Origin of the sequence: Streptomyces sp. 2-1 (genome assembly GCF_048564895.1) — a bacterium.
Lineage (GTDB): Bacteria > Actinomycetota > Actinomycetes > Streptomycetales > Streptomycetaceae > Streptomyces > Streptomyces phaeochromogenes.
The window spans coordinates 10,078,839-10,103,944 of sequence record NZ_CP183383.1 but is presented as its reverse complement, the minus strand read 5'-3'; the positions used below and the strand labels follow the sequence as shown (position 1 = coordinate 10,103,944).

Sequence of the window (25,106 nt, the reverse complement as noted above, 5' to 3'; positions counted from 1 at the left end):
CGGGGCCGCCGCAAGGCCACGCCGCCCAAGCGCGTGGTTCCCAAGGGCCGGGTCAAGACCGTGCGTACGCCCACCGTCCTCCAGATGGAGGCCGTGGAGTGCGGCGCCGCCTCGCTCGCGATGGTGCTCGGGCACTACGGACGGCACATCCCGCTGGAGGAGCTGCGCATCGCCTGCGGCGTCTCACGGGACGGCTCCCGGGCCAGCAACCTCCTGAAGGCGGCGCGGAGTTACGGCCTGACCGCCAAGGGCATGCAGATGGACACGGTCGCGCTCGCCGAGGTGCGGGCTCCGGCGATCCTGTTCTGGGAGTTCAACCACTACGTCGTCTACGACGGCATGGGGCGCCGCTTCGGCCGGCGCGGTGTGCACATCAACGACCCCGGCAAGGGCCGTCGTTTCGTGCCCATGGAGGACTTCGACACCAGCTTCACCGGTGTCGTGCTGGTCCTGGAGCCGGGCCCCGACTTCAAGAAGGGCGGCCGCAAGCCCGGCGTCATGGGCGCCATGCCGGCCCGGCTGCGCGGCACGTCGGGCACGATGCCCGCCGCCGTCCTGGCGAGCCTGCTGCTGGTCGCGGTCGGCGCGGCGGTGCCCGCGCTCAGCCGTACGTACATCGACATGTTCCTGATCGGCGGGCAGACCTCGCTGCTCGGGGTGCTGTTCTCGTCGATGGGCGCGACGGTGCTGCTGACGGTCGTGCTGACCTGGCTGCAGCAGACGAACCTGCTGCGCGGCCGCATCATCTCGTCCACGCTCAGCAGCGCGAAGTTCCTCCGGCATCTGATGCGGCTGCCGGTCACCTTCTTCTCCCAGCGCAGCCCGGCCGACCTGGTGCAGCGTCTCCAGTCCAACGACGCGGTGGCCGAGACGCTGGCCCGGGACCTGGCGGCGGCGGGCGTGGACGCCGTGGTCGTCGTCCTCTACGCCGTGCTGCTCTACACGTACGATCCTCAGCTCACGGCCGTGGGCATCGGGGTCGCCCTGCTCAACATCGTGGCGATGCGCGTGGTGATCAGGCTGCGTGCGACACGTACGGCCAAGCTGCGCGCCGACAGCGCGCGGCTGACCAACACGGCGTACACAGGCCTGCAGTTGATCGAGACGATGAAGGCGACCGGCGGCGAGGAGGGCTACTTCCGCAAGTGGGCCGGACAGCACGCCACCACGCTGGAGGAGCAGCAGCGGCTCGGTGTGCCCAGTGCCTGGCTGGGTGTGGTCGCGCCGACGCTCGCGACGCTCAACAGCGCGCTGATCCTGTGGATCGGCGGTATGCGGGCCGTGGAGGGGCACATATCCGTCGGTCTGCTGGTCGCGTTCCAGGCGCTGGTGACCCGCTTCACCGCGCCGATCACCCGGCTCAACGGCGTCGCGGGCCGCATCCAGGACTTCGCGGCCGACGTGGCCCGCCTGAAGGACGTCGAGAACTTCGCGGCCGACCCGCTCTACTCGCGCCGCGGCGGGGGCGACAGCACGCGCAGGCTGCACGGCCATGTGGAGCTGGAGAACATCACGTTCGGCTACAGCCCGCTCGACAAGCCACTGCTCTCCGGCTTCTCGCTGACGGTCGGCCCGGGCCAGCAGGTCGCCCTGGTCGGCGGCTCGGGCAGCGGCAAGTCGACGGTGTCCAGGCTGATCTCGGGGCTCTACGCGCCCTGGGAGGGCGTGATCCGTATCGACGACCAGCGCCTGGAGGACATCCCGCGCGGCGCGCTCGCGGCCTCCGTCTCCTTCGTCGACCAGGACGTGTTCCTCTTCGAGGGCTCGGTCCGCGACAACATCGCGCTGTGGGACCCGTCGGTCCCGGACGAGGCCGTGGTCGCCGCGCTGGAGGACGCCGCCCTGTACGACGTGGTGATGCGCCGCCCGGGCGGCATCCAGAGCCGGGTCGAGCAGGACGGGCGGAACTTCTCCGGCGGTCAGCGTCAACGCCTGGAGATCGCGCGGGCGTTGGTGCGCAGGCCCAGCATCCTCGTGCTCGACGAGGTGACGAGCGCCCTGGACGCGGAGACCGAGCAGCTCGTCATGGACAACCTGCGCAAGCGCGGCTGCGCCTGTGTGGTGATCGCGCACCGGCTCAGCACCGTGCGCGACAGCGACGAGATCGTGGTGCTCCAGCACGGCACGATCGTGGAACGCGGGCGTCACGACGCCCTGGTGGCGGCCGGCGGCGCGTACGCCGAGCTGGTCAGGGAGCGATGAGATGACATCCGCGTACCCACAGAACCAGCAGAACCATAGCCAGAACCAGCAGTATCAAGCGCACGAGCAGCACCAACAGCCCGCCACCGAGGGCGACTACGTGCTCGGCGCGCTCGGCGGCATGGGCACCCCGGTCGACGGCTCCGGCCTCACCCGTCTGGATCTCGAAGGGCCGCACGTGCTGTGGCTGGTCGTGTCCGGTGCCATGGACCTGTTCGCGGTCGATGCCGCCCAGCAGGGCCACTGGCACCACCTCGGCCGCCTGGAAGCGGGCTCGCTGCTGCTCGGCCCGGTCGCGGGACCCCAGCACACCCTGGTCGGCAGGCCGCTGCGCGAGTGCGTACTGCGCCGGATCGCGCTGCGCGAGCTGTACCAGCCGCCGCAGACCGAGACCTGGACGTACGACGCGTACGGCAACCCCCAGTACGTCCCCCCGGCCACCAGCCCGCTGGAGTACGCCCTCTCGCTCGGTGTCGGGCGTGGCCTCGCCATCCTCTTCGAGGCGCCCCTGGTGACCGAGCGGGACGCGGCGCTCACGGACGACGACGTGCTGTGGATGCAGGTGCCGCCGGGCAGTGTGCAGTACGGCTCCCTGTACGGGGCGGAGGCCGCGGCGGACCTGCTGGTGGACCCCGCGATGTGGCAGGCGATGGTCGACCAGCAGTACCGGCTGCTGGCCACCCTCGACCGCTGGATCGAGCAGCTGGAGCGCACACACGAGACCCGCACGGCCGCGGGCATCAAGGCGGGCGAGGCGGTCCGCGCGCAGGCCGACCGGACGCTCATCGCCTCCATGTCCAAGCGCTCGGGCTCGGGTCCGGGCGCGGCGGACGCCGATGCCACGTACGCGGCCTGCCGGCTGGTCGCCCGCGCGGCCGGGATCACGCTCGCGGACCCGGCGCAGGGCGGCGCGGAGAGCGACCGGCTCGACCCCGTCGAACGGATCGCGCTGGCCTCCCGGGTCCGGGTGCGTGCCGTACGCCTCGACGGGCGTTGGTGGCGCGACAACATCGGCCCGCTCGTCGGGCACCGGGTCGCGTCCGGCGCCCCGGCCGCGCTGCTGTGGCGGCGCGGCGGATATGTGGCGGTGCATCCGTCGAGCGGTCGTGAGACACCGGTCGAGAAGGCCAACGCGGCGGAGTTCGAAGCGCGGGCCGTCATGTTCTACCGGCCGCTGCCCGAACGCCGGCTGAGCCCGCTGCGGCTGCTGCGGTTCAGCCTCCAGGGCACCGGCGGGGACATGCGCAACCTCGCGCTCAGCGGTCTGGTGACGGTGGCGCTCGGCGCGCTGGTGCCGATCGCGACCGGCAAGGTGCTCGGCGAGTTCGTGCCGAAGGCCCAGGAGAGCCTGATCGTCCAGTTCTGCCTGGCCATCATGATCGCCAGTGTGGTGTCGGCGGCCTTCATGCTGATGCAGAACCTCACCATGCTGCGGCTGGAGGGCCGGATCGAGGCCACGCTCCAACCGGCCGTGTGGGACAGGCTGTTGCGGCTGCCGACGAAGTTCTTCACTTCCCGCTCCACCGGTGAACTTGCCAGTGCGGCCATGGGAATCAGCGCGATCCGCCGGCTGATGGCGGGTGTCGGCCCGGTGGTGGTCCAGTCGGTGACGGTCGGCGCGATGAACCTCGCGCTGCTCTTCTGGTACAGCGTCCCGATGGCGCTCGCCGCGATCGGCATGCTCGTCGTGATCGCCGGGGTCTTCCTCGGGCTGGGCCTGTGGCAGGTGCGCTGGCAGCGCCGACTGGTCGTACTGAGCAACAAGCTCAACAACCAGGCGTTCCAGACCCTGCGCGGTCTGCCCAAGCTGCGGGTCGCGGCGGCGGAGAACTACGCGTACGCGGCCTGGGCGGGCGAGTTCGCGCGCAGCCGTGAACTCCAGCAGCGCGTGGGCCGGATCAAGAACCTCACGACGGTGCTGGGCGCGGTGTATCTGCCGCTCTGCTCGCTCATCATGTTCATGTTGCTGGCGGGCCCGGCGCGCGGTTCGCTGTCGGCCGCCGCGTTCCTGACGTTCAACACCTCGATGACGATGCTGCTGACCTCGGTCACCCAGGTGACGGGGGCCTTTGTGTCGATGGTCTCCGCGCTGCCGATGTTCGAGGAGATCAGGCCGGTCCTGGACGCGACGCCCGAGGTGCGGGTGGCGAGTACGCGCCCCGCCGAGCTGTCCGGAGCCATGGAGGCGAAGAAGCTCTCCTTCCGGTACACCGAGGACGGTCCGCTCGTCCTCGACGACGTGTCCTTCGCGATCCGGCCGGGCGAGTTCGTGGCGGTCGTCGGCCCCAGCGGCTGCGGCAAGTCCACCCTGCTGCGCCTGCTCATCGGCTTCGACAAGCCGGTCTCGGGCAGCGTCCTGTACGACGGCCAGGACCTGGCGGCCCTCGACCAGTCGGCCGTACGCCGTCAGTGCGGTGTGGTGCTCCAGCACGCGCAGCCCTTCACCGGGTCGATCCTGGACGTCATCTGCGGCACCGAGCCCTACACACCCGAGGAGGCGATGGCGGCCGCCGAGATGGCCGGTCTCGCCGAGGACATCAAGCGGATGCCGATGGGCCTGCACACCATCGTCTCCGGCAGCGGCGCCGTCTCCGGCGGCCAGCGTCAACGGCTGATGATCGCCCAGGCGTTGATCCGGCGCCCGCGCATCCTCTTCTTCGACGAGGCGACCAGCGCCCTCGACAACGAGACCCAGCGCACGGTCATCGAGAGCACCCGCGCCCTCAACGCCACGCGTGTGGTGATCGCGCACCGTCTGTCCACCGTCATGGACGCGGACCGCGTCATCGTGATGGAGGACGGCCGGGTCGCCCAACAGGGCCCGCCCGCCCAGCTGTTGGCGGACACGGGCGGGCGGCTGCACGAACTGGTGCGACGGCAGATGCAGTAGCCGGACGCGGCGGGGCCGACGTCAGGCGTCCTGTCCCGGGACCTCGGCTCCGGAGGGGACGCCGGCCTCGACGTACGCCCGGTACACGTCCTGCCAGGGCGCACCGGCACCCGCGTGCGGGCCGCCGGTGGAGGCTCCCCTGGTGTGCTCGTCGAGGGCGGAGAGGCACACCTCCCAGCCGGCGCCGTTGCGAGCGGCCGTGTTCTCGGCCTCCAGGACGTTGGTGAGGGTGAAGCGGGTGCGCTTCTCGTCCAGCTCCTCCAGATCGAAGTGCAGTTCGTCGCCGCCCCAGCTGAAGGAGAGGTGCCGGGGCGCATCGACCGCGAGGACCCGCCCGGTGGAGTCGTCCATGTTCGGGTCGTCGCCGAACCTGATCGTGCCGCCCTCACGCAGCTCGATCTCGACGCTGGAGGGGAACCAGTGGGCCAGCTCCCCGGGCTCGGTGACGAACTCCCAGACCCGGTCGACGGGGTGGTCGTAGGTGCGGGTGAAGCGGACGGCGGGGCGGCCGTCGTCAAGGGTGAGGTAGGTACCGGTGCGTTCCGTGGACATGGTGGCTCAGTCCTTCGAGGAGGGGGTTGACGTGTCTGTGTCCTCTTCGTCCGACGGCTCCCCCGGTGCCGCTGCTGCCGCCGTCGCCGTCTCGTCCAGGCGTCGGCCCAGCGCGTCCAGGCTCGCGCTCCAGAGTTTGCGGTACGGGGCCAGCCAGGCGTCGAGCTCCGCGATCGGCGCCGGGTCGAGCGCGTAGACGCGGCGCTGCGCGTCCTGTCGTACGCGCACCAGGCCGGCGTCCCGCAGCACCCTCAGATGCTTGGAGGTGCTCGGCTGGCTCAGGCCGCACGCCTCGACGATCTCACCGACGGGCCTCGGCCGCTCCAGGAGGAGAGCGACGATGGCCCGCCGGTGCGGGTCGGCGAGTGCGGCCCAGAGGGAGGCGTCGGACATGACTCCAATATGCCTCCGCGGTTATATGCCAGTCAAGGAATGGACAACGGAGGAACAGCAACAGACGGCCACGACCTCACCCGAGCCAGTCCTGGGGCACCTCACCGCCCCGGGTCCACATCTGCGTCGCCAGGACCCGTACGGCCGCCGCGAAGCCCGCGGGGCGCGGCAGGAACTCCATGTGGATGCCGGGGAACTCCACCCAGGGCACCCCGATCCTGCGGGCGATCTCGATCGAGGGCCGCGCGTAGTACGTGCCGCGGTCCGCTGAGCCGGCCCCGAGGACGATCGGGAAGGGGGCCGCGGAGAGTGCGACCTCGTCCGGCACGAAGGCGGCGAAGCCCGGCCACTCCCGGCCGAAGAGGTGGTCACCATTGCCGAGGAACCTCTTCCAGAGGTCCTCCGGCCACAGGTACGTACCCTCGCCGCGCACGGTCTGCGCGAAGAGGCGGCCCGCCGCCGGGGCGCCGCCCCGCGCGTACGCCTCGGCCACCTCGGCGAAGAAGTCGCGTGCGGGGTCGCCGTCGGGCAGGACGTTCACGGCGGGCGGCTCGTGGGCGATCAGCCCGGCGACCGATTCCGGATGGCGGGCGGCCAGCGTCAGGCCGATGATCGCGCCGCCACTGTTGCCGAACACCAGGGCCCGGCCGCCAGCCAGGCCGTCGATGAGCGCGCGGGCGTCGGCGGCCTGCTCGGACAGATCCATGGGCGCGTCGCCCCGGCCCGTGCTGCGGGAGTTGCCCCGCCGGTCGTACGTGATCACGGTGAAGGCGTCCGCCAGCTCGTCGGCGATGCCCGTGAAATACCCGGCATCGCCCCCTGCGCCGCTGATCAGCAGCAGTGCGGGCCCCTCGCCGCGCACCTCGTGGTACAGCTCGGCCCCGTCGACCTCGAACATGCCCCTGCGCATGTGAGCCCTCTCTCAGTAGCGAAACTTTGCCGTTTCGATAAAAGTGGTCTAGCCTCAAGGCGTACGAAACGGTTTCGTTTACGTAGCCGTCATCCCGAGCGACCTTCCCTGGAGTGATGCTCCGATGTCCCAGACTGAGACTCTTTCCGAAGGTGCCCGTAAGGGCACACCCGACAAGGCCGACGCGCCGTCGTCGGCGAAGCGGTGGTGGATCCTCTCGATCATCGCGATCGCCCAGCTGATGGTGGTGCTGGACGCGACCATCGTGAACATCGCCCTCCCGTCGGCACAGGCGGACCTCGGCTTCACCGACGGCAACCGCCAGTGGATCGTCACCGCGTACGCACTGGCGTTCGCCTCACTGCTTCTGCTGGGCGGCCGGCTGGCCGACCTCTTCGGGCGAAAGCCCGTCTTCCTCATCGGTGTCGCGGGATTCGCCGGAGCCTCGGTGCTCGGCGGAGCCGCGAACAGCTTCGGAATGCTGGTCACCGCGCGCGCCCTCCAGGGTGTCTTCGCCGCACTCCTCGCACCCGCCGCGCTCTCGCTCCTGAACACGACCTTCACCGACGCCAAGGAGCGCGCCAAGGCGTTCAGCGTGTACGGCGCCATCGCCGGTGCGGGCGGTGCGCTCGGACTGCTGCTCGGTGGTGTCCTGACCGACGCACTGGACTGGCGCTGGACCCTGTACGTCAACATCATCTTCGCCGTGATCGCCCTGGTCGGCGGCTGGATGCTGCTGAGCAACCACCGTGACGCCGCGAGCTCCAAGCTGGACCTGCCGGGCGCGCTGCTGGTCTCCTCCGGTCTCTTCGCCCTCGTCTACGGCTTCTCCAACGCCGAGACGCACGATTGGAGTTCGCCGCAGACCTGGGGCTTCCTGATCGCCGGCGGCCTGCTCCTGACGGTGTTCGCCTGGTGGCAGACCCGTGCCGCGCACCCGCTGCTGCCGATGCGTGTCCTGCTGGACCGCAGCCGCGGAGCCTCGTTCCTCGCCGTGCTCGTGACCGGTGCGGGCATGTTCGGCGTGTTCCTCTTCCTCACCTACTACCTGCAGCTGAACCTGGGCTTCAGCCCGACCAAGACCGGTGTGGCCTTCCTGCCGATGATGGCGGCCCTGATGATCATGGCCCAGGTCTCCACCACGAAGCTGGTGCCGCGCATCGGGCCGAAGGTCGTCATCCCGGCGGGCTTCGCGATCGCCGCGGTCGGCATGGCCTGGCTGACCGGCATCGGAGTCGACTCCAGCTACTCGACCGACGTGCTGCCGCAGCTGCTCCTGATCGGCGCGGGACTCGGCATCGTGATGCCGCCCGCGATGGCCCTGGCCACGAGCGGGATCGCGCCGGAGGACGCCGGTGTCGCCTCGGCGACGGTCAACGCGATGCAGCAGGTGGGCGGTTCCATCGGTACGGCTCTGCTGAACACGCTCGCCGCGAGCGCCGCCACCAGCTACCTGTCCGGCAAGGACGCCACGAACAAGCTGGTCCAGGCCCAGTCGACGATCGAGAGCTACACCACCGCCTTCTGGTGGTCCGCGGGCTTCTTCGCCGTGGGCACGGTGATCGCCTTCCTCCTCTACCGCCGTGGGGTTCCCGAGCAGGACGCGGAAGCCGCGCCGGTCGTCCACATGTGACCCTCCCGAAGCTGAGGGGCCACCGTCTGCAGGGAGACGGCGGCCCCTCTTTCATGTCTGCCTACGGTCACCCGCTCAGGCCGTTCACGTCGGCGGCTCGGCACCTCGACGCCTGGGCAGCAGGGCGATCGCCGCCACGGGGAGCACGGCGAGGACGAACCACGGCACGGCCGGGGGCAGGCCCGTGTCCAGGAGGGAGCCGGTGGCCGCGCTGCCGACCAGGACGATCAGGCCGGAGACCGACGACAGCGCGCCCGTGTAGAGGCCGAGTCTGCCGTCGTCTGCGAGGTCGGGCACCCAGGCCCGGGCGGCGGGCGCGACGAGCATCTGGCCGAGGGTGAGCAGGACGACGTAACCGGCCGCGGGCAGGAGCCCCACTGTTCCCGTCCACGCGGCTGGCCTCGCCACGGCGACCACCGCGAACCCGGCCGCGATGAGCAGCAGCCCCGCCGCCATGGACCGGCGCAGGTCGAGCCGGTCCCCCGCCCAGCGGGTGAGGGGCAGTTGGGCCGTCACCACCAGCAGCGAGGAGAGCGCGAACAGCCAGGCCAGCGGCGCCTGCGAGCCCGCCGCACGCTCCACCTCGACGGGGAGGAGCTGGTACAGCTGGTTGTACGCCAGCAGATAGGCCCCGTACGCGCAGCAGAGCGCGAGGAAGCCACGGTTGCGCACCAGCCGCCGCACTCCACCACGGCTTTGCACGCGTGCCCGGCCGGGGATGTGCTGCGGCAGCAGCCACGCGTGCCCGGCCAGGACGAGTACGAAGACTCCGGCGCCGGCGATACAGACGGCGCGGAAGTCCACGGCCAGCAGCAGCGCGCCGATGAACGGCCCGAGGAACGCGCCCGCCTGGCCCGCCACGGTGAACAGGGCGAGTACGTGGGTGCGCGGGCCCTCCCCCGCCTCCTCCCGGCACACCGCCTGCCGGGCCACCTCCGACTCGACGGCCGGCGAGAACAGCGCGGCGGCGAAGCCGATCAGGAGGACGGCTCCGACGACCGCCCAGCTCGCCTCGGCGAAACCGAGCCAGCCGAATCCGGCGATCCGCAGCACACAGCCGGCGAGCACCACCGGCCGTACGCCGTACCGGTCCGCCAGCGCCCCGCCCACCACGAACAGCCCCTGCTGACTGAAGGTCCGCAGCCCCAGCACCAGCCCGACCATCCAGCCCGCCATGCCGATCGCCGTCCCGAGGTGCTCCGCGAGGAACGGCAGCACCGCGTAGAACCCGATGTTGAACGCGAGCTGGGTGAGGATCAGCAGCCGGAGCAGCGGAGGGAGCGCGGCGAAGGTCCGCAGCGAGGAAAGGACTCTTCGGCGGGGGCGGTGGGTGGGGGCGCTTTTCCCGGGTGCCGCCTGCGGTGGCGATGGTTCAGACATCAGGCCTCACGCCTCCGGCCGGGCGGGCGGACGGTCCAGGTGAGGCCGGTGCCGTGGGTGCGCCGGGTGCGCCATACGTGTTGAGCGGGCCTCCCGCACCCGCCGAGCCTGTGCGGCGCCCAGCGCTCGCGGCACCGGCCGCCCCTGTCGAAGCCCCCCGATCCACGGAGTACACCGGGCCTGCCGGAGGAGCCTCGTCGGTCGGGGTCAGCTGCGCAGCCTCCGCCGAACTTGCGGCCACCGGCTCACCCGCCGCCTTCCGCTCCGCCACCTCTTCCCCTGGCCCCGCCACCGACTCGTTCTCACCAGCGCCCCGGCGCCGTACGCGTCGGGGCCACCGCACCCCGCCCCCGCCCGTGACGGCCACCGCCCCCAGCAGGGCGAGTGCGGTGGCGGGAGCCAGTACCGCCCAGGGGGCCCGCTCCGCGTACGGCTGGTTCTCGGAGAGGAGCAGGCCCCACTCCGGGGACGGCGGTTGCGCGCCCAGGCCGAGGAAGCCCAGGGCCGCGAGGGCCAGGGCTACGCCCGGCAGGCGGAGCAGTGCGTGGCGTACGACCGGAGGCAGGACCGCCGGGAGGAGTTCGTGGCGGAGCAGTTGGAGCGGGCCCGCGCCCAGGCCGCGGGTGGCCGTCAAGTGTGTGGTGGCGCGCTCCTGTTGGAGCAGTGCCGAGGTGTGGGCCGCGAGCGGGGCCCAGGCGACGGCGGTCACCGCGAGGGCCGGGGTGGACGGGCCGCTGCCCGCGACGCCCGTGACGAGGAGGGCCGCGAGGACCGGCGGTACGGCGTTGACCGTGTCGACCAGCGGCCCGGAAACCCGTGGCAGCAGGCCCAGCAGGACGCCCAGCACGAGCGCGGCCACGCTCACTGCGAGGGCCAGGGCCAGGGTGCTCAGCGCCCCGTGGCCGACCCGGGCCAGCACATCGCGTCCGAGCCCGTCCGTGCCGAACGGGTGCGCCCAGGAAGGGGATTGGAGGCGGGTGTTGGTGTCCAGCCGCAGTGGATCGCGGGCGAGGCCCAGCGCGACGACCGCGAGCAGCAGGCCGCCGTACAGCAGGGGCAGGGTCGTTGGGCGGGGCGGTGTCGGGCGGTGCAGCGAGGAGAGCGCGCCGTCGCGCAGGGCCGGGCCGATCAGGAGCCGCGCCGTGAGCCGGGCCGCCCCTCCCGCGATCGCCGCCAGCAGGACGAGTGCGAGGGTGCCCGCCTGGAGGACGGGCAGGTCCTGCGCCACCGCGGCCTGGAGGGTCAGCCGTCCGAGCCCGGGGATGTCGAAGACCTGCTCCACGGCGACCGCGCCGCCGGTCAGGCCGACGACGAACAGGCCGAAGTTCGGGAGCAGTCCGGGCACACAGCGGCGTACCGCCTGCCGGGCGATGCTCCGGCCGGGGACGCCTCGCGCGGCGGCTGCCAGCGCCCACTGCTCGGCGAACGCGCCCGGCAGCAGGTCGTCGAGCATCCGCCCGAGCAGCGCGCCCGCGGGCAGGCCGAGCGAGAGCGCGGGCAGCACCATCCACTGGGGCCCGTACCAGCCGAGCGCGGGCAGCCAGCCGAGCTGCACGCCGACGACGGCGGCGAGCACCGAGGCGGTCAGGAAGTCGGGCAGCGTGGACAGGAGCGCCGATCCGGTGCCCGCCGAGCGCCGGCCGTCCAGGCGCCGCCCCGCACCGAGCCGCAACGTTCGGGCGCACACCGCCCCCGCCGTGATCACCGCGACGGCCAACGAGCCGCCCATCAGCAGGAGCGAGACCCCGAGCGCCTGGAGCACCGACGGTGTGACCTCCGCACCGGAGATCCACGACCGGCCCGCGTCACCGTGCAGCAGCCCGCCGAACCAGTCCCCGAGCAGCTTCAACGGCCCGGCATCCAGGCCGAGTTGCGCGCGGATCGCGTCCAGTACCTCGGGCGTCGGGGCGCGTTCGGCGGACCGCGCCTTGAGCACGGTGAGCGCCGGGTCCGTGCGCGACAGCCAGGGCAGCAGCCCCACACCGCACAGCAGGGCGGCGACGAGGGCGGCGCGCCAGAGCAGCACCGGCGCCCCGCCGCGTACGACGGCCTTGAGCACGTGTACCGCCGCCCGTCAGCGCCGCGTGCCGACGCCGACGAGTCCGCGCTCGTACGGGTCGAGCTGCACACCGCTGACAGCGGCGCCGACGCCGGTGATGATCCGCTGGTGGACCAGCGGCACGACGGCGTCCGTGCCGAGGATCGCCGCTTCGGCGGTCATCGCCGCGTCCTGCCGCTTCGCGGTGTCGGTGACCGTCTCGGCCTCGGCGACGGCCTTGTCGACCTGCTTGTCGCACAGCAGCGCCAGGTTGTAACTGCCCTTGCAGGTGTAGTCGCTGGCGAGGATCGAGACGGGGTCGCCGGTGTCGAGCATGGTGTTACGGGCGGACACGAACGCGTCGAACTTCCCGGCCAGCGCGTCGCTTTCGAGCCGCGAGTACTCGCGCACCTCCAGCTTCACCTTGAACCCGGCCTTCTCCAGCTGCTGCTTGAGCACCTGGGCGACCTCGGGCAGCTCGGGCCGGTTGTCGTACGTGGCAACGGTGACCGACGTGCCGTCGGCAGCTGCCGCTCCGGCCCTCCCGGTCGGCTTGACGCGCTTGTCGGCCGCCCAGGTCAGGGCGGGTCCGTAGATGCCGACGCCGGGGTCGGCGTGCCCTTCGTAGACGCCCTTGGCGAGGGCCGAGGTGTTGATCGCCTCGCGGGCGGCGGCCCGTGCCTTCGGGTCCTTGAAGGCACCCTTCTCGGTGTTGAGCAGCAGGCTCGTGGTGCGGGTGGTGGCCGTCTCGCGGCGGGTCACCTCGTCGAGGGAGGTCACCTGCGAGACCGGCACGGCTTCGGCGACGTCGACACCGCCGGTGCGCAGCGCGTTCGTACGGGCCGTGCCGTCGGCTATGAACCGCGCGTCGACGCCGGAGACCTGGGCGCGGCCACCCCAGTAGTCCTCGAAGCGGTCCAGGGCGGCCGCGGTGGTGCCGCTGACCTTGGTGAGTTCGAAGGGTCCGGTTGCGGTACCGACCGGGCTGACGGCGTCCTTGTCGGCGTACGCCTTGGCGGAGAGGACCACCAGGCCGGGGCTCGACAGCCGCAGCGGCAGTGCGGGGTCGGGCTCGGCGGTGGTCACCCGGACGCGTCGGTCGCCCGCGGCCTCGGCGGTGAGTTCGACGCCGGACAGGGCGGCGGTCACGGGCTCGGCGCCCGCGGCGCGGGTGAGGGCCTCGGCGACGGCCTTCGGGGTGACCTCGGTGCCGTCCTGGAAGGCCGCATCCCGCAGGGTGAACAGCCAACTGCGGTCGTTCTCACGGCTCCACGACTCGGCCAGCGCAGGGGTGGCGGCGCCGTTGGCGTCGAGGCGGGTCAGGCCCTCGGTGACGCCGAGCCGGCTGAGGAGCGTGGCATCGGCCCCGTACGGGTTGAAGTTCTCGGCGGGCGGGAAGGCGAGCGCGACCCTTAGCCGGGAGCCACCCCCGCCGCTGCCGGAGGACTCCTCCCCGCCCTCCGAGGCGAAGCAGCCGGTGAGCAGAGGGGCGAGCAGCAGGCCGGCGACGAACCGGCGACGGCGCGGCAGAAAGCGCATGGTCTCTTTCTTCGTGGGGGGGGAGAGATTCGGGGGAAATTCGTGGGGGGGGGACGACGCACGCACAGTGGGTCCGTCAGGGCAGCGAGTCCGTCGGGGCTGCGCGCCCGTCAGGGCAAGGGGGTCCGTCAGCCCACGGGGTCCGTCAGGGCAGGGGGACTTCGAAGTGCACGATCCGCTGCCCGCCGTCCGGTTCCTCGCGCTCGTCGTGGACCACCTTGCCGAGGGACCGCCAGAACGCCTCGGCGCCGGGTACCGCCGGGTCGGTGTGCAGATAGGCGGCGCGGTAGCCGCCGTCCGCCGCCGCGAAGTCGAGGAGTTCGCCGACCAGCCGCCGGGCCAGGCCCTGTCGCCTGTGATCGGGTCGCGTGTACACGCGGCGCAGTTGGGCGGTGTCCCCGGAGGGGTAGCGCTCGGCGAGGTGGCGCGGGTTGGGCGGGTGCGCCGGGCCCCGGGAGTCGAGTGCGGCGGTCGCGGCCACCGTGCCGTCCCGCTCGTCGACCGCGACCAGCAAGGTGTGCCGCTCGGGTGCGAGGTAGAAGGAGTGCAGGTCGATGATGTCGCGGTGCCAGCGCGGTACGTACCCGGTGCCGAAGTCCCGGTAGACGGTGTCGAGCATCACGGACCGCGCGCCGTCGAGGTCGTCGGGGGTCGCCGTTCTTATGCAGTAGTCGCGCACTTGCGCATCATATGCATTAAGGGTGGGCGGAGCCGTCCGGGGTGTCGTCGCCGTGCCCGTCGGAGGTGGCGTCCACTCGACGCCAGGAGCCCTTCCACACCACCCAGACATGGCCGTCCGGCCCGTGGTGCACCTTCAGTCCGTCGACGACGGCGAGCAGCGGCAGGTTCTTGGCGCCGACCTGGTCGCAGGAGTCCAGCGAGACCTTGACGTCGTCGGTGGCGGCCACGGTGATGCCGGTGAGGTCCGCGGTGAGCACGATCCGGCAGGTGTCGGCGGCGCTGCGCGCCAGCAGGCACTTGCTCGCGGAGCGGCCGGCGTCGAGGACCGGGGTGACGAAGGACAGCGGAGCGTCGATCACCCGCGTCACCGCCGCGGCGGCCTCCTCGGCGGCGAGCTCCCCGTCCGCGCGGGAGAAATGAGCGGTGAACTCCATCTCCTGCACCGGTTCCATGAGCCCGCACTCGGTCAGCAGCGGCGGCCCGCCCGACGGAGTGCGTACCGGCGTTCCCACCGCCAACCCTCCTTGGTCAGACAGTTCATGGCCAGTCGCACGAACACGACTGGTGAACGTTCGTGCGGACAACGGGCAGACATGCGGCCCGTGGCTGCGGCCCGCGACCGGGGCAGCACGGCGACCCTACGTCCGCAACACCCCCTTGCACAGGGCATGTTGAGTAAACACAAAGACCAAAAGTCAACTGTTGCAGCTGAAATTCACTGGGTCGAGTGAACTAGATCTTGCGGACGATGTGGCATGGATGGTTCCGCCGCGGGCGGGGTAGCTACCGAGATCGAATACGCCCTCCCCTGCAGAGGTGGAGACGACATGTCGCCGGAATCCCAAGACCAGGCCCCCGGGCTGCCCGAGTGCGGCACCGCGGAGTCCGAAGTGCCCACGGCGAGTCCGTACGCCCACAGCTACGCGAGCGGCGGCTTCACCGTCGTCGAGGTGCTGGGCGAGATCGACATGGCGACGGCCGGCGACCTGGCCGAGCACCTGGACGCCGTGACCGCGGGCCGGGCGCCCCAGGTCCTGGTCGACCTCCGCCGGGTCACCTTCTTCGACTGCTCCGGGCTGCGGGTGCTGTGCAGGGCCGACCGCCGGGCGAAGGAGCGGGGCGGCTCCCTGCGCCTCGTCTCCGACCAGCCCCGCATACACCGGCTGTTACGCGCCTCGGGGCTCCTCAGCCGCTTCCCGCCACTGCCGGCACTTCCTCCTCCGTCCCGTCCGGGAAGCGCACCACCACAGCTCCCGCCTCGGTGACACGTGTACCGGCCCGCGCGCGCAGCACCTCGGGGTCGCAGGGCCGCGCCGGGTCGGCGCTCAGTACGACGAGCGTGACCAGGAGATACGGACTCCCCGGGTGGGCGGGCAGCCGCAGGCAAGGTGTGGCGGAGTACTCGCCGTAGGCGTTGGCGCCACGGACCTGTGCGACAACGCCGTGCGCCGGGCCGTCGGCCCCGGACTCCTCCCACCCGTACAGCGCCACGACCGCGCTCGTGAGGCCGTCCGCCTCCCGGCGCGCCAGCGCCCAACCGGGCCCCGCGGCCTCGGTCAACGGCCCGCTGTCGTCGGCCAGGGCCCAGCCCCCTTCGCGTACGACGGCTCCCGGCGGTGCTTCGACGCGGTGGACCCGGATCTCCCAGGGGCCGTGGACCACGCTGGTCGTCTCGATGCGGTGCTCCTCGTCGGAGCCCGGCAGAACCGCCCGGTGCCAGGACGCCGCTCGGCGGCCCTCCGCGCCGAGGGGATGGATCCGGCCACGCCTGGAGACCGCCGTCCCGTCCGCCGTGAGCAGGGCGAGGTGGCTGTCGGGCCCGGTCGCGGGACCGTCCGTGGGGGTGTCCGCCGGGGTGTCGGGTGCCGTGGCACTGGAATACGCGAACTTCGCGTAGTGCGGGCTGTCCTCGGCCTCGGCGGGCGGCGGTGGGAGGCGGTCGCTGCCGTGGTTGACGAGTCGTACGATCCCGTCGGCGGCGGTCGAGTGGAGCAGCCAGCCGGGAGCGGGCAGCGCCAGATACGCGTCCGCCGTGTCCACGGGGCCCGGTTCCTCGGGAGCCGTCCAGACGGGATGGTCGGCGGGCAGCAGCAGCCCGAGGAACGCCTTGCTCGCCCAGTACGGCGAGGCGGGACCCGAGTACCGCTGGGTGACCGGGAGGAAGGGCCGGTACCAGCCCAGGCTCAGCAGTCCCCGTTCGTCGGGCACCCCGTGCTCGGTGAAGTGCTTGAGGGCGCCCGAGGCCAGACGGCGGGTGCGTCCGGGCGGCAGCGGGGTCGCGTCGGTGAGCGCTCCTGCCCACAGCGGGGCGGCCGTCGCGTAGCGGTAGGTGAGGGAGCGGCCCTGGTGGACGGGTGCGCCGTCCGAGCCGAAGAAGTACTGGTGGGTGCCGAGGAACGCGCGCAGGCGGGCCCGGTGGACCTCCGTCAGCGAGGCGTCCGCGCGGGGTCCGGCGATGCGCGCCCACAGGATCGGGTACAGGTGCAGGGCCCAGCCGTTGTAGTAGTCGAACTTGCGGCCGTCGCCGTCGGTGTACCAGCCGTCGCCCCGGTACCAGTCCTCCAGCCGCGCCAGGCCGCCGTCGATCTCGGCGCGGCTGTGCGGGGCGCCCACGGAGGCGAGGAACTCCTCGGTGACGACCTGGAAGAGCCGCCAGTTGGAGTCGTTGGCCCGGGCGCCGACGAAGCCGCCGAGCCAGGCGGCCACCCGCTGGCGTACGGCGTCGTCGAGCCGGTCCCAGATCCACGGTCTGGTCTCGTGCAGGGCGATCGCGATCGAGGCGGCCTCGACCATGGGCTGGGCCCGGTCGGCGATGGGCGGCCAACGCTCGGCGCCCTCCGGGTCGGTACCGGCGGCGAGTCCGGCCGCGTACCGCTCGATCAGTTCCGGCGGGACGCGCCCGCCGGAGCCCGCGATGCGGCAGGCGGCGAGCAGGAACGAGCGGGCGTACCCCTCCAGGCCGTCGGACCAGGATCCGGCGTGGCCGGGCCGGCCGGGCAACCGGTACTGGGCCGACTCCCTTGACGCATAAGGGAGCAGGCCGTCCAGGAGCCGGTCGGCCATCGCCTCCCAGTGCGCGCGGGTCCAGCCGGTGATGGGTGAGCGTACGGAATCGGGGGGCGGCAGGAAGGACGAGTGCGTCGGGTCGGTGAGCGACACATGCGGCGCGGTCATACGGGGGTGGGTCCTCCGTCAGTGGGGGTGGTCGGGCGCTGCGTCGCGCGGCGCCTGCGGGGGCGGCTGGACGCTGTCGCGCACGACGATGTGGGTGCCGAGCAGATGGTGGGCGCCCGCGGCGTGCTCGGGGTCGCGCAGGGCGATGCGTACGGCGGCCCGGCCGAGTTCCTCGGCGGGGGTGCGCACGGTGGTGAGCGGCGGGTTGAAGTCCTCGGCGAGCGGGATGTCGTTGTAGCCGACGACGGAGATGTCGTGGGGTACGCGCAGCCCGGCTTCGGTGATGGCCCGCAGGGCTCCGGCGGCGACCATGTCGTCCCCGGCGAAGACGGCGGTGAAGTCCGGTGTCTCCTTGAGGAGTTGGGTCATCGCGCGATGGCCCGCCGCCCGGCCGAGGCCGCAGTCGACGACGTGGGCGGCCTCGGGCGGCAGGCCGTGCTCGGCGAGCGCCGCGCGGTATCCGGCGACGCGCGCGTCCAGGGCCGTGTTGCCGGGCAGTCCGCCGAGGAACACTATCCCGCGGTGGCCCGCCGAGAGGAGATGGCCGGTGATGGCGTGCGCGCCGGCCTCGTTGTCGAACTCGACGACGAGGGCGGGGATGTCGGGGTCGGGCGCGGGCCGTCCGCACAGCACGAGGCGCGCGCCGGCCGAGTCGAGGGCCTGGGCGTAGTGCGCGACGCGCTCCCGGTAGGCGTCGTCCTCGACGACCCCGCCGACGAGGATGACCAGCCGGGCACCCTCCTCGCGCATCAACTGCACGAATTCCAGCTCGCGTTGCGGATCCCCGCCGGTGGTGCCGACCAGGCACAGCCAGCCGCGGGAGGCCGCCTCGGCCTCGACGCCCTCGGCGACCTGTGCGTAGAAGGGGCTGGTGACCTGCCGCAGGACGACGGCGACCATCTTGCGGCCGCCGCCGACCAGGGCGCGGGCGTGCGCGTTGGCCACGTAGTCGAGGTCGCGGGAGGCGCGCAGCACACGGGCCCGGGTGGACGCGGGCACGGGGTGGTTGCCGCTGAGCACACGCGAGACGGTGGCCATGGACACGCCTGCCCGCTCGGCGACCTCGCGAATGGTGACGCGTCGCTTCGCCGTCGGCTCCGCCTCTGCCATGTCGTTGCCCATCTCCCCGTGTCTCCCCTCACAACCGCCCGACCTGCCGCGTCAGTTGTTGGCGGCGTAGTCCTTGGCGAACTCCTCGGCCATTCTGTCGCCACCCCGCTGCCGCCAGGTCTTGACGGTGGCGTCCCATTCGGACAGCGGAGTGCGTCCCGCGATGATCCCGGTGGCGGTGTCCTTGAGGAGCGTTTCGAGGGTGGTGCCCTGGGCGGTGTACGTCCTGGACTGGAGCCCGTACGAGGCATTGCGGACCGCGTTCGGAACGGTCTTGACCTGCCAGGCGTGCAGGGCCTTCACGGCGTCGGGCATTCCGGGCACGAACAGTGCCTGGGGTCCTTCGGCGAGGTACTTCAGCGGCAGGTTGGTGTTGTTCTCGACCTGGCCGAGCGCGTTGGGCTCGGGCGATCCGTCCTTGGCCCGGGTGAAGTGGGTGCCCTCCACGCCGTAATGCACGAGTTCCCACTCCCTGCTGCCGAACGGCGCCGCGAGGTAGTCGAGGATGCGCAGCAACAACTGCACTCGCTCCTTCTTCGCCTTCTTGACGACCGTGTAGCCGAACGAGCGGCGTGCCCCGACGATCCCACCGGGCGTACCGCCCACGCTGTACGGCAGAGCGGGCGCGGGCGTGTACTTGCGGCCCTTCTCCAGGAACTTGGGGAGGTAGCCGCCGAATCCGTCCTGCAGCGAGCCGACCGTCCCGTTGTAGTAGAGGGCGATCATGTCGATCTGCGAGATGGAGGTGGCGTCCGGGTGGTAGGAGCCCGCCTTGCGCAGTCCGAGCTGGAAGTCGAGCATCTGCTTGTACCGCTCGTCGGCCACGACCGGCAGGAACGTACCGTCGTCCTTCACCGACCAGCCCCGGGCGTGCACACCGTGCGCCGCCGAGTGGAACCCGTCCCCGAACACGGATCCGACCGCGGCCCCCAGCGCGTACTTCTTCCCGCCCGTGCCCTTCTTGGCGACCGCCGCGAAGTCCTGGTCGGTCCACCCCTCCTTCATCCCGGCGTCCTCGAAGTACTCCTCGTTGAGCCACAGGGTCGATCCGGGCAGCGGGCGCTCCAGCGGAATGCCGTATATACGTCCGCCGATCCGGCCCATGTCGCGCCAGGCGTGCGTCGGGATGTTCGCGAGGTTCGGATAGTCCTCGACCGCGTCCCCGGAGAGGAAGGGCGTGAGGTCCTCCGCACGCCGTTGCACGAACTGGGCCTCACGGGGCAGCGCGAACCCGGAGAAGATGTTGATGATGTCCGGGAGTTCACCCGGATCGCCCGCCATCACGGTGGCCATCTTCTTCTGGTAGTCGGTCTGCGAGATGACCGTGTACTCGATCTTCACCCCGAGCGCCTTCTCCACGGCCTGCCAGAACTTGTTGGCCGAGGCCGGCTTCGGCGGCGTACCGAACGACACCGACATCACCTTGACGGTGGACCCGTCGCCCGGCGTCCGGGACACCGACCGGGCGAGGTCGGCCGGGTAGGAGGTGTACCCGGGCTGAACCCCCTCAGCGGTGGGCGCAAGATCCGGCTTCGGCCCCGCGAAGGCCTTGTACGCGGGCCAAGGGGCAAGCTTCTTGCCCGCGTTGGACACCCCGTCGCCCCCCGACTCCGTGGAACACCCGGTCAGGCCGACCGGAGCGGCAATCGCGACAGCACCCACGGCAGCGGTACGCATCAGGGCACGACGGGACAGCGGTGTACTGGACATAGGTGTTCTCTCCCAGCTCTGGAGGAAAGGCGCTCAACTCTTGATGGCTCCTGTGAGCACACCCTTCGTGAAGTACTTCTGCAGGAACGGATAGATCAAAAGAATCGGCACCGTGGCGATCACCAGCACAGCCATCTGCACGGTCTGCGGAGCATTCACCGTGCCCTCACTGGTCGCGGTGTCCGTGAGCCCCGACCCGGCCACCACATACGTGCGCAGCACCTGTTGAAGAGGCCAGTGGTCGCTCTCCAGATACAGCGAGGCATAGAACCAGGAGTTCCAGTAGGCCACCGCGTAGAAGAGACCAACGACGGCGAGCGCGGCCTTGGACAGCGGCAGCACGACGGACCACAGCACCCGCCAGTCCCCCGCCCCGTCCAGCCGCGCGGCCTCGTACAGCTCATCCGGTATCGACTGGAAGAAGCCGCGCAGCACCACGAGGTTGAACACGTTGATGAGCACGGGGAAGATCAGCGACCCGTACGAGTCCAGCAGGCCCAGCTCCTTGACCAGCAGGAAGCTGGGGATCATGCCGGGCGGGAAGAGGAACGTGAACAGGACGAGGAGCAGCACGGGCCGGCCGCCGAAGACTCCGGGGCGGGACAGGGCGTAGGCGAGTGTGACCGTGCAGAAGAGGCTGAACAGGGTGCCGACGACGGTCACGCCCGCGCTGACGCCGAGGGCGTGGGTGACGATGCCGCCGTCGAGGATGTCGCGGTACGCCTGGATGGTCGGTTCGGTGGGCCACAGCACCCAGCCGCCGTTGTCGACGACCTCCTCGGGCGAGGCGAGCGAGGTCGAGAGGATCACCAGGAACGGCACACAGACCAGGAGGACGACGGCCACGAGCGCGACGGCCTTCGCCGCCTGGGTCAGGGGCCTGGGCTTCTCCATCCAGGCGGGCCGGGTCTGAGCACTCACTTGTAGACCCCCTGTTCGCCGAGGCGATGGGCGACCTTGTTGGCCGCGTAGACGAGCAGGGCGCCGATCACGCCCTTGAACAGGCCCGCGGCGGCCGCGAATCCGTAGTCGCCGCCGACCATGCCCTGGTAGTAGACGAAGGTGTCGATGATCTCGGCGGCCTCGGGGCCGACCGCGTCGCGCTGGAGCAGCATCTGCTCGAACCCGACGGAGAGGATGTCGCCGAGCCGCATGATGAGCAGCAGGACGATCACCGGCCGGATCGCGGGCAGGGTGACGTGCCAGAAGCGGCGCCAGGGTCCGGCGCCGTCGATGGCGGCGGCCTCGTACTGCTGCTCGTCGACCTGGGAGAGCGCGGCGAGGAAGATGATCGTGCCCCAGCCGGCGTCCTTCCAGATCACCTGGGCGACGGTGAGCGGTCTGAAGGCGTCGGGGTTGCCGATGATGTCGACGGTGCTCAGTCCCGCGTCGCCGAGGTAGCCGTTCACCAGCCCCGTGTCGCCGAGGACCTGCTGGAACAGGGCGACCACGATCACCCATGAGATGAAGTGCGGCAGGTACGCCACCGACTGCACGAAGCGGCGGACGGTGGTCCAGGTCAGGGTGTGCAGGAGCAGGGCGAGGGCGAGCGGTACGGGGAAGTAGAAGACGATCTGGAGAACCGCGATCCAGAGGGTGTTGAGGACCGCGTCCCAGAACTCGGCGTCCTGGAACATCCGTTGGAAGTTGCCGAGTCCCACCCAAGGACTGCCCCAGATGCCGTCGAAGGGCACGTAGTCCTTGAACGCGATGACGTTGCCCGCCAGGGCGCCGTAGTGGAACAGCAGGAAGTAGCCGAGCCCGGGGAGCATCAGCAGGAACAGCGCCCGGTTTCTCCGGCTCCCGCCTCTGCTGCTCTGGAAACCTTTTCTTCTCCTGAACGCACCGGTCGGACGGCGGCGGGATGGGGTCACCGCCTCCGTACCTGCACGCTCCCGCACCACCGCGGCCACGGAGCCTCCTCACCTCTGGCTGTTGGGTGAGGGGAAATTAAAACGTTTCCAATCCAGGGTCAACACTTCTGACACAGACGGGTAGTTGGCCTTGGTGCGGTACGCCTGCCGACCTGCGGAGAACGCTTAAAACGTTTTCGTAGTCTGTTGCGCGAGCCCCTGGAGGTACGCGTGGAGGGCGGCCGAGCCCTTCAGTCGGCTCCGGCTCCGCAGGTGCAACTCGCGTTCTCGGCCCGCGAGTTCGGCCCGTACGCGCTCGGGGCTGCCGGTGGTGCGCAGTTCGGCGAGGACCGACTCGATGGTGGAGAACGGATGGTGACCGCGCCTCAGAAGCGCCACGATCTGGGCCAGCCGCGCCTCCGAGGCGGAGTAGAGGCGGTATCCGGTGACCTTCTCCCGCGTCGGCCACAGCAGGCCGCGCGTCTCCCACAGGCGCAGTACGGGCGTCTGCACCCCGATGGCGTCGGCGACTTCGCCGATGCGCATCCCGCCACGGTCCCGGTCCGGCGGCTCGGTCTCGTGGGTGATCAACGTGTCCAGCGCCCGGATGACCTCGGCGAGTTCGGTGCGCTCCCTGTGGAGCTCGGCGTGGCTCTCGTCGAGTACGGCGAGCGCGGTCTCCAGGTCGCCGCCGTGCACGGCCCGCATGATCGCGCCGGTCGTCGGCCAGCCGTGCCCGACGGCCAGCGCGCGGCCGGCCTTGAGCGCTTCGGCATGTGCGGTCGTGAACACCCGGTAGCCGCTGTCCGTGCGCTGGACGGGCGGCAGGATGCCCGTCTCCACGTAGTTGCGGACCTGCTGTGTCGAGATGCCCGCCTCACGTGCGAGGTCGACGGCCCGCAGTCGGTCCCCCACCCTGCCTCCCCAGCCTGCCGTTTCACCGCGATTTGAGGGTTACAGAGTAGGCCGTGAGCCTGAGCTGGCACGAACTCGGGCCAAGTCTCAAGAAGTACTTCAATGAAACGATTGAAGGAGAGCAGACCGGAAGAAGACCGGGGACGCAGGAACAGGAACAGGAGAGCCTCGCCATGAAGTTCGTTCTCGAAGTCGACATGGGTGACACCGCCTGGGAGGGAAACGCCGCACGGGAACTGGGGCGGATCCTGCGCTACTGGGGTGGGAATCTCCAGCACTACGAGCTGAAGCCGGGCGACGGGGCGGCCGTCTCCGACTCCGACTACCGCGAAGTGGGCTCCTGGAGCATCACCGCTTCGACGTGACGCCCGGATCGGCTCAGGACTGAGGCCGAACTCGGCTCAGGACTGACGTCGCGGCCGTCCCGGAAATGACGCCGGGGCCGGCGGAGACGGCCCCACTCCGTCTCCGCCGGCCCCTGTTGCGAGATCGCGTGGCACTCCGCGAGGGGACCCGCACTCCCCATCCGCATCCGCGGGCCTCCGTCGACGCACATCGGCGAACCGCGCGACCCCGGTCCCTTTAGAACGTGAAGACGGTCGACCCGTGGGCCCGCTTCACGCACTCGTTGGAGAAGGTGCGTTCATAGGACACCCGCTTGCCCTGCCAGACGCCGTCGACCGTGACGACGACGGGATCGTATTCGCGGGTGCACATTGCTTCGGTTCTTCCTGGCAGGGTGCTGAAGTCCCCGCCGGACGCCCGGAGTTCGGCGCAGGCCGACGCCGCGGCCGGGTGGGTTCCCGAGGCGGTCGGCGCACAGGTCAGGGTGACCGCGCGTTCGGGGGCGGTATCGGCCTTCAGCTCGCCGTGGCCCATGGTGAGCACCAGGGAGGAGGGGGCGTAGAGGGAGTTCGGCGAGGGGGTGGCGGCGAGCGCGGACCCGGTGAGGGGTCCGCAGACGGCGGTGGCCGTCAGTGTGATCGTCGCTGCCCAGCGCGCGGTGTTCGGCATTTTGTGCATCCTTCCGCTCGGTTGGTTGCCGCCGGCTCGGTCGAGTGCCGGTGCGGCGAGCGCGAGTCTGCCGAGTCCGCGCCGGAAACACACGTCGACCCCACGCGTTTCAGTAACCTTGCGTATTGAATCAGTGGCGTGAAGTTACGGAATTCGAACGCGCAGACCCCGGAGTTGAGCGGACCCTGCGTCACCGACTGGACACGCTGGCCGGATATGTACTGCTCAGCAATAGGCCTGAAACATTCCGCTTCCAGCTGAGTGCCGACCCCTTGCGCCCGCACCGCAAGCGAGTAATCGTCATTACATGATTACAGCCGAACAGCACGAGAAATTGCGCGGCTGGTTCGCCGGCCGTCTGCCCGACGACCTCTTCGAGAGCCTCGGCGAGGTCACGGTCGACCGTGAGGAGATCACCGTCATCGGCCGCGTTCCCGAACCGCGGCTCACCGAGAACGCCTCGGACGCCGAGCGGAAGGCGGCCGTCGACTCCCGGATCCAGGAGTTCCGCGAGCGCACCCGCGACGCCCGGGTCAGCGTGGCCCGCGAGGCCGAGCACCGTTTCGGCAAGAAGGTCTCGTGGGGTGTGGAGTGCGGCGGCGAGCGAGCCCTGTTCACGCATGTCGCGGCGCCCGTGATGACCCGCCTGCGGCAGCCCCAGCGGCAGGTCCTCGACACCCTGATCGCCGCCGGTGTCGCCCGCAGCCGCAGCGACGCGCTCGCCTGGTGCGTCCGCCTCGTCGAACGCCACGCGGACGACTGGCTCACGGAGTTGCGGGACTCCCTGGAGCACGTACAGCGGGTTCGCGCGCAGGGTCCCGACGCGCCGGAACCCATTGCCGAGGACGCGGGCCCCGAGGACACTCCGACCGACGGCTGACACCTGAGCCGATCCGGGAAACGACGTCAACGGGAGGACTTCATGCGCAAAGTGGTCAACAGCCTCCGGGCACGGCTGACCGTGCTCGCACTGCTCGCCTGCGGATTCGCGGCTCTGGCGCCCGTGAGCCACGGCGGATGACAGCGATCACCTGACGGACGCGGCCGCCCGCGAGACAGTGCGGTTCGTCCACCGGCAACTGACAAGAGCCGATAACACATTCGTCCACCGG

Annotated in this window: 21 protein-coding genes; 6 read left to right on the top strand and 15 right to left on the bottom strand. The window is 71.0% G+C overall.

Annotation, left to right across the window (positions count from 1 at the left end; translation table 11 throughout):
* Nucleotides 1–84 precede the first annotated feature (84 nt).
* Both ACN20J_RS44140 and ACN20J_RS44135 read left to right on the top strand, forming a co-directional pair.
* Nucleotides 85–2,202, top strand: a complete 2,118-nt coding sequence (locus ACN20J_RS44140; RefSeq protein ID WP_246575645.1) for an NHLP family bacteriocin export ABC transporter peptidase/permease/ATPase subunit — start codon at nucleotides 85–87, stop codon at nucleotides 2,200–2,202.
* Between the two features lie 121 nt (nucleotides 2,203–2,323).
* On the top strand, nucleotides 2,324–5,092 hold the full coding sequence (locus tag ACN20J_RS44135) for an NHLP bacteriocin export ABC transporter permease/ATPase subunit (RefSeq protein WP_419669061.1): 2,769 nt from the start codon (nucleotides 2,324–2,326) through the stop codon (nucleotides 5,090–5,092).
* Between the two features lie 21 nt (nucleotides 5,093–5,113).
* Here the strand turns inward: ACN20J_RS44135 and ACN20J_RS44130 are convergent, their stop codons facing one another.
* The 3 genes from ACN20J_RS44130 to ACN20J_RS44120 form a co-directional block, all read right to left on the bottom strand.
* Nucleotides 5,114–5,644: an SRPBCC family protein gene (locus ACN20J_RS44130; protein WP_419668202.1), complete on the bottom strand. Its 531-nt coding sequence runs from the start codon at nucleotides 5,642–5,644 to the stop codon at nucleotides 5,114–5,116.
* A 6-nt stretch (nucleotides 5,645–5,650) separates the two neighbouring features.
* The gene (locus tag ACN20J_RS44125; RefSeq protein ID WP_419668201.1) at nucleotides 5,651–6,037 is read right to left on the bottom strand and encodes an ArsR/SmtB family transcription factor; all 387 of its coding nucleotides are present in this window, start codon (nucleotides 6,035–6,037) and stop codon (nucleotides 5,651–5,653) included.
* A 76-nt stretch (nucleotides 6,038–6,113) separates the two neighbouring features.
* Nucleotides 6,114–6,947 carry an alpha/beta fold hydrolase gene (locus ACN20J_RS44120; protein WP_419668200.1) on the bottom strand — a complete coding sequence of 278 codons (834 nt, stop codon included), beginning with the start codon at nucleotides 6,945–6,947 and terminating at the stop codon, nucleotides 6,114–6,116.
* 124 nt (nucleotides 6,948–7,071) lie between these two features.
* Here ACN20J_RS44120 and ACN20J_RS44115 point away from each other — a divergent pair, with 124 nt between their 5' ends.
* Nucleotides 7,072–8,580 (top strand): MFS transporter, encoded by a 1,509-nt coding sequence (locus ACN20J_RS44115; RefSeq protein WP_189844123.1) that lies wholly within the window; start codon nucleotides 7,072–7,074, stop codon nucleotides 8,578–8,580.
* 84 nt (nucleotides 8,581–8,664) lie between these two features.
* Here the strand turns inward: ACN20J_RS44115 and ACN20J_RS44110 are convergent, their stop codons facing one another.
* The 5 genes from ACN20J_RS44110 to ACN20J_RS44090 form a co-directional block, all read right to left on the bottom strand.
* Nucleotides 8,665–9,960, bottom strand: a complete 1,296-nt coding sequence (locus ACN20J_RS44110) for an MDR family MFS transporter (RefSeq protein ID WP_419668199.1) — start codon at nucleotides 9,958–9,960, stop codon at nucleotides 8,665–8,667.
* Entirely contained in the window at nucleotides 9,953–11,986 is a 2,034-nt protein-coding gene (locus ACN20J_RS44105; RefSeq protein WP_419669060.1) for an ABC transporter permease subunit, read from the bottom strand. The genes ACN20J_RS44110 and ACN20J_RS44105 overlap by 8 nt, the downstream gene beginning before the upstream one ends.
* A 48-nt stretch (nucleotides 11,987–12,034) precedes the next feature.
* The gene (locus ACN20J_RS44100; protein ID WP_419668198.1) at nucleotides 12,035–13,537 is read right to left on the bottom strand and encodes an ABC transporter substrate-binding protein; all 1,503 of its coding nucleotides are present in this window, start codon (nucleotides 13,535–13,537) and stop codon (nucleotides 12,035–12,037) included.
* Between the two features lie 145 nt (nucleotides 13,538–13,682).
* Complete coding sequence (locus ACN20J_RS44095) at nucleotides 13,683–14,216, bottom strand: GNAT family N-acetyltransferase (RefSeq protein WP_362294247.1); 534 nt, start codon at nucleotides 14,214–14,216, stop codon at nucleotides 13,683–13,685.
* Nucleotides 14,217–14,232: 16 nt separating this feature from the next.
* Entirely contained in the window at nucleotides 14,233–14,730 is a 498-nt protein-coding gene (locus tag ACN20J_RS44090; RefSeq protein WP_189844127.1) for a hypothetical protein, read from the bottom strand.
* A gap of 315 nt (nucleotides 14,731–15,045) precedes the next feature.
* Between ACN20J_RS44090 and ACN20J_RS44085 the strand changes: the two genes are divergently transcribed.
* Nucleotides 15,046–15,483, top strand: coding sequence for an STAS domain-containing protein (locus ACN20J_RS44085; protein WP_189844128.1), 438 nt, complete (start codon nucleotides 15,046–15,048; stop codon nucleotides 15,481–15,483).
* Here the strand turns inward: ACN20J_RS44085 and ACN20J_RS44080 are convergent.
* From ACN20J_RS44080 to ACN20J_RS44055, 6 genes are all read right to left on the bottom strand, one after another.
* Complete coding sequence (locus tag ACN20J_RS44080) at nucleotides 15,404–17,392, bottom strand: DUF2264 domain-containing protein (protein WP_419668197.1); 1,989 nt, start codon at nucleotides 17,390–17,392, stop codon at nucleotides 15,404–15,406. The two genes, ACN20J_RS44085 and ACN20J_RS44080, sit on opposite strands and share 80 nt — an antisense overlap.
* A gap of 18 nt (nucleotides 17,393–17,410) precedes the next feature.
* A complete protein-coding gene (locus tag ACN20J_RS44075; RefSeq protein WP_419668196.1) occupies nucleotides 17,411–18,514 on the bottom strand; it encodes a LacI family DNA-binding transcriptional regulator in 1,104 nt (367 codons plus the stop codon).
* Nucleotides 18,515–18,553: 39 nt separating this feature from the next.
* On the bottom strand, nucleotides 18,554–20,212 hold the full coding sequence (locus tag ACN20J_RS44070; RefSeq protein ID WP_419668195.1) for a sugar ABC transporter substrate-binding protein: 1,659 nt from the start codon (nucleotides 20,210–20,212) through the stop codon (nucleotides 18,554–18,556).
* A gap of 33 nt (nucleotides 20,213–20,245) precedes the next feature.
* Nucleotides 20,246–21,133: a carbohydrate ABC transporter permease gene (locus ACN20J_RS44065; RefSeq protein ID WP_189844132.1), complete on the bottom strand. Its 888-nt coding sequence runs from the start codon at nucleotides 21,131–21,133 to the stop codon at nucleotides 20,246–20,248.
* The gene (locus ACN20J_RS44060) at nucleotides 21,130–21,984 is read right to left on the bottom strand and encodes an ABC transporter permease (RefSeq protein ID WP_143634985.1); all 855 of its coding nucleotides are present in this window, start codon (nucleotides 21,982–21,984) and stop codon (nucleotides 21,130–21,132) included. Before ACN20J_RS44060 ends, ACN20J_RS44065 begins: the two co-directional genes overlap by 4 nt.
* 267 nt (nucleotides 21,985–22,251) lie before the next feature.
* Nucleotides 22,252–22,980 (bottom strand): MerR family transcriptional regulator, encoded by a 729-nt coding sequence (locus tag ACN20J_RS44055; protein WP_419668194.1) that lies wholly within the window; start codon nucleotides 22,978–22,980, stop codon nucleotides 22,252–22,254.
* 173 nt (nucleotides 22,981–23,153) lie between these two features.
* On the opposite strand from ACN20J_RS44055, the gene ACN20J_RS44050 reads away from it, so the two are divergent.
* The gene (locus ACN20J_RS44050; protein ID WP_190232063.1) at nucleotides 23,154–23,345 is read left to right on the top strand and encodes a hypothetical protein; all 192 of its coding nucleotides are present in this window, start codon (nucleotides 23,154–23,156) and stop codon (nucleotides 23,343–23,345) included.
* 217 nt (nucleotides 23,346–23,562) lie between these two features.
* On the opposite strand, the gene ACN20J_RS44045 is transcribed toward ACN20J_RS44050, so the two are convergent.
* Nucleotides 23,563–23,994: a protease inhibitor gene (locus ACN20J_RS44045; RefSeq protein ID WP_419668193.1), complete on the bottom strand. Its 432-nt coding sequence runs from the start codon at nucleotides 23,992–23,994 to the stop codon at nucleotides 23,563–23,565.
* A gap of 307 nt (nucleotides 23,995–24,301) precedes the next feature.
* Between ACN20J_RS44045 and ACN20J_RS44040 the strand changes: the two genes are divergently transcribed.
* Entirely contained in the window at nucleotides 24,302–24,874 is a 573-nt protein-coding gene (locus tag ACN20J_RS44040) for a hypothetical protein (RefSeq protein ID WP_189844135.1), read from the top strand.
* The last annotated feature ends 232 nt before the right edge of the window (nucleotides 24,875–25,106 follow it).

Excerpts from the sequence above, each read along its gene's own strand:
- ACN20J_RS44110 (WP_419668199.1), bottom strand. The coding sequence starts at position 9,960 with ATGTCTGAACCATCGCCACCGCAGGCGGCACCCGGGAAAAGCGCCCCC.
- ACN20J_RS44120 (WP_419668200.1), bottom strand. The coding sequence starts at position 6,947 with ATGCGCAGGGGCATGTTCGAGGTCGACGGGGCCGAGCTGTACCACGAG.
- ACN20J_RS44075 (WP_419668196.1), bottom strand. The coding sequence starts at position 18,514 with ATGGGCAACGACATGGCAGAGGCGGAGCCGACGGCGAAGCGACGCGTC.
- ACN20J_RS44085 (WP_189844128.1), top strand. The coding sequence starts at position 15,046 with ATGTCGCCGGAATCCCAAGACCAGGCCCCCGGGCTGCCCGAGTGCGGC.
- ACN20J_RS44045 (WP_419668193.1), bottom strand. The coding sequence starts at position 23,994 with ATGCCGAACACCGCGCGCTGGGCAGCGACGATCACACTGACGGCCACC.
- ACN20J_RS44130 (WP_419668202.1), bottom strand. The coding sequence starts at position 5,644 with ATGTCCACGGAACGCACCGGTACCTACCTCACCCTTGACGACGGCCGC.
- ACN20J_RS44070 (WP_419668195.1), bottom strand. The coding sequence starts at position 20,212 with ATGTCCAGTACACCGCTGTCCCGTCGTGCCCTGATGCGTACCGCTGCC.
- ACN20J_RS44100 (WP_419668198.1), bottom strand. The coding sequence starts at position 13,537 with ATGCGCTTTCTGCCGCGCCGTCGCCGGTTCGTCGCCGGCCTGCTGCTC.
- ACN20J_RS44040 (WP_189844135.1), top strand. The coding sequence starts at position 24,302 with ATGATTACAGCCGAACAGCACGAGAAATTGCGCGGCTGGTTCGCCGGC.
- ACN20J_RS44060 (WP_143634985.1), bottom strand. The coding sequence starts at position 21,984 with ATGCTCCCCGGGCTCGGCTACTTCCTGCTGTTCCACTACGGCGCCCTG.
- ACN20J_RS44115 (WP_189844123.1), top strand. The coding sequence starts at position 7,072 with ATGTCCCAGACTGAGACTCTTTCCGAAGGTGCCCGTAAGGGCACACCC.
- ACN20J_RS44135 (WP_419669061.1), top strand. The coding sequence starts at position 2,324 with ATGGGCACCCCGGTCGACGGCTCCGGCCTCACCCGTCTGGATCTCGAA.
- ACN20J_RS44050 (WP_190232063.1), top strand. The coding sequence starts at position 23,154 with ATGAAGTTCGTTCTCGAAGTCGACATGGGTGACACCGCCTGGGAGGGA.
- ACN20J_RS44125 (WP_419668201.1), bottom strand. The coding sequence starts at position 6,037 with ATGTCCGACGCCTCCCTCTGGGCCGCACTCGCCGACCCGCACCGGCGG.
- ACN20J_RS44140 (WP_246575645.1), top strand. The coding sequence starts at position 85 with ATGGAGGCCGTGGAGTGCGGCGCCGCCTCGCTCGCGATGGTGCTCGGG.
- ACN20J_RS44080 (WP_419668197.1), bottom strand. The coding sequence starts at position 17,392 with ATGACCGCGCCGCATGTGTCGCTCACCGACCCGACGCACTCGTCCTTC.